This is a genomic window from Microcoleus sp. LAD1_D5 (assembly GCF_036702115.1).
Classification (GTDB): Bacteria; Cyanobacteriota; Cyanobacteriia; order Cyanobacteriales; family Microcoleaceae; genus Microcoleus.
The window spans coordinates 1-2,787 of sequence record NZ_JAUBSA010000163.1 but is presented as its reverse complement, the minus strand read 5'-3'; the positions used below and the strand labels follow the sequence as shown (position 1 = coordinate 2,787).

2 protein-coding genes and 1 pseudogene are annotated in these 2,787 nt (G+C 47.6%); 2 read left to right on the top strand and 1 reads right to left on the bottom strand.

Features of this window, described 5'->3' with window-relative positions; genetic code table 11:
* Nucleotides 1-305: HisA/HisF-related TIM barrel protein (locus QUA70_RS28270; RefSeq protein ID WP_333351058.1), on the top strand; the 305-nt coding region annotated here is incomplete at its 5' end.
* 102 nt (nt 306-407) lie between these two features.
* Complete coding sequence (locus tag QUA70_RS28265; RefSeq protein ID WP_333336191.1) at nt 408-1,817, top strand: cation:proton antiporter; 1,410 nt, start codon at nt 408-410, stop codon at nt 1,815-1,817.
* A gap of 103 nt (nt 1,818-1,920) precedes the next feature.
* Here the strand turns inward: QUA70_RS28265 and QUA70_RS28260 are convergent.
* A pseudogene (locus QUA70_RS28260) lies at nt 1,921-2,406 on the bottom strand (ADP-ribosylglycohydrolase family protein); the annotation flags it as partial.
* Between the last annotated feature and the right edge of the window lie 381 nt (nt 2,407-2,787).

Genomic DNA, 2,787 nt, shown 5'->3' with positions numbered 1-2,787 from the left:
AGTTAGGGGCGGCTGAAATTATATACACCGACATTCACCGCGACGGTACTATGGAAGGGCCGAATTTGGAATCTTTGGGCGAAATTGCTAACGCTATTTCGATTCCGGTGATTGTCTCCGGTGGCGTTAGTTCGATCGCAGATTTGTTGAGTTTGCTGGCTTTGGAACCAATTGGTGTCAAAAGTGCGATCGTCGGTAGGGCAATTTATACCGGCGATATCTTGCTAAAAGAAGCAATTCAAGCAGTCGGACAAGGGCACTGGCAGGATGTGCCGCCAGATTTGGGTTATTCGAGTTTTGCTTGATCGTCTGAATCCTTTGGCCCGCATTAAAAAAACCGGAACGCTTCAGTTTGTGTGCGTCCCGGAGTGTCTGGTTTCAACGTCTTTTTTACCATCATCGTAACCATGTTTTTGAACCATACAATTACAGCTTTAAGTTCTGGGATGGCATCCCTAGTTGCTCCCATACCTTTGTTAGCAACAGTCGAGGCTGAAAATTCGCCGATCGTCCTCAGCGGAGTTTTGCTCACTTTAGTAGTGATTTACCTCGCCAGTAAATTAGGCGCGGAAGCGGCTATAAAATTTGATTTTCCGCCGGTTCTGGGTGAACTTGTAGCAGGGGTAATTGTTGGCGTATCTGCTTTACACCTGGTAGTTTTTCCCGGAAGCGGGCTGTCAGCATCCAACTCAGGGATTATGACAGTTCTGCAATCGATTAATCATCTGTCTCCTGCCGCCCTAACCAGTGTGTTTGAATCGCAGAGTGAAGTCATTTCAGTGCTGGCTGAATTAGGCGTGATTGTTCTGCTGTTTGAAATTGGTTTGGAGTCGGATCTCAGACAACTAAAAGAAGTGGGGGTTCAAGCCGTCGTTGTCGCTTGTGCCGGCGTGGCAGTTCCCTTTGCCGCCGGTACTGTGGGCTTGATGATGATTTTCCACACTCCGGCGATTCCGGCGATTTTTGCGGGGGCTGCTTTGACGGCAACTAGCATCGGAATTACGTCAAAAGTTTTGTCGGAATTAGGACGGCTGAAATCTAAAGAAGGTCAAATCATTGTCGGTGCGGCGGTGATTGATGATGTGCTGGGAATTATTGTCTTGGCTGTTGTCGCCAGTTTAGCGAAAACCGGTGAGATTGACGTTGTTAATGTCATTTATTTGATTGTCAGTGCAACTGTCTTTCTACTGGGTTCGATTCTGTTGGGCGGCATCTTTAACAAAAGCTTCACTGCTGTGGTGGAGAAACTCAAAACTCGCGGCAATATTGTGATTCCCGCCTTTATTTTTGCCTTGTTCATGGCGTTTCTGGCCAATGCAATTCATCTCGAAGCGATTTTGGGTGCGTTTGCGGCTGGTTTGGTGTTGGATGAAAGCGATGCGCGCAATGAGTTGGATGAATTGGTGAAACCGATCGCCGATATGATTGTACCCATCTTCTTTGTGACGGTGGGAGCCAGGGCCGATTTGGGAGTTTTGAACCCAGCGGTGCCGGATAATCGGGCGGGACTTTTGATTGCCGTATTTTTGATTGTGGTTGCTATTTTGGGCAAGCTGGTGACTGGTTGGGTGGTGTTTGGTCTGCCGGGAATCAATCGATTGGCGATCGGAGTGGGGATGATTCCTCGGGGCGAAGTCGGGTTAGTGTTTGCCGGCATCGGTTCGGCGAGTGGAGTTTTGGATAAACCGTTAGAAGTCTCGATTATTATCATGGTGATTCTGACGACTTTTTTGGCTCCGCCTTTTCTGCGGATTGCCTTTGGCGATACGGTAGATCCTCCTGCTACCGGGGAACCTTCTAGCGAGCAAATCGTGTGATTGAGGGAATTGGAGTTTGGGCGATCGACTGATTTAGAAACACAAATGTGGATCGTCCAAATTTATCTAGCCGTAATAATAAGTCCTAAGTTGTTAGAAGTGGCTACAACTTGACTTTCAACTGATAACACTTGTCAGCGAGTTTAATCAGTTCGCTGAGGCCCCAGCTACCATGATCGTTCAAAACTTCCGCTAGTTGATTCGGGATGGCTTCTAGGCCCAGAAATGCCCCGCCGATGGCACAAGCCATTGTTGCGGTCGTATCCACATCGCCACCGAGGGCGATGCTAATGCAGAGAATTTCCGAGTAATCTTGAGGCGTTCTCAAAAACGCATATAAACTCCACAAGACGTTACCGACTACAAAAGGCGAGATTCCTTGCCAAGAGTGTTGGTAGTTTAATGGTAGTCCAGCTCTAGGAATTAACTCTACGGCTGACTCTGGGAGCAATCTGACCCAATCAATCAAATCTTTGAGCAAAGCAGCAAAGGAAGAATCAACTTCTGCTACCCATTCGCTCAGTTGACCGAGAAATGGCTCAGTTTCAATCATCATCTCAGATTGAAGGGCGCTCGCCCCAGCACCGACAGAACACCGCGAATCTTATTGCGACGATGTTAATGCTGTTGTTGAGTCTGTTGAGACTCATGTATCCACATTCTTAGTCATCAACACTATATTCTACCTCTATCGGTAAATTCTTTCTGCGAAATCACCTGAAGCCGTCGCTCAACATTTTATCAGACAAGCGATCGTTTTTACTTTTGAGAATGGAATGGGAGAAAGAAACTCCAAGCGCGATCGCCCCCAATCTTAGTTTTGAGGGTTTGAGGAGCCGTTCCCTACGCTCGCCTGGTTGAGGGCGATCGCATCCTTAAAGTTAACACCAATGAACTTTGCCTTACCTCTACTCCAAGTAAGCCCCATCATCGGGTTGAACCACTGAGATCTTCTACTCATGCGCGGGAG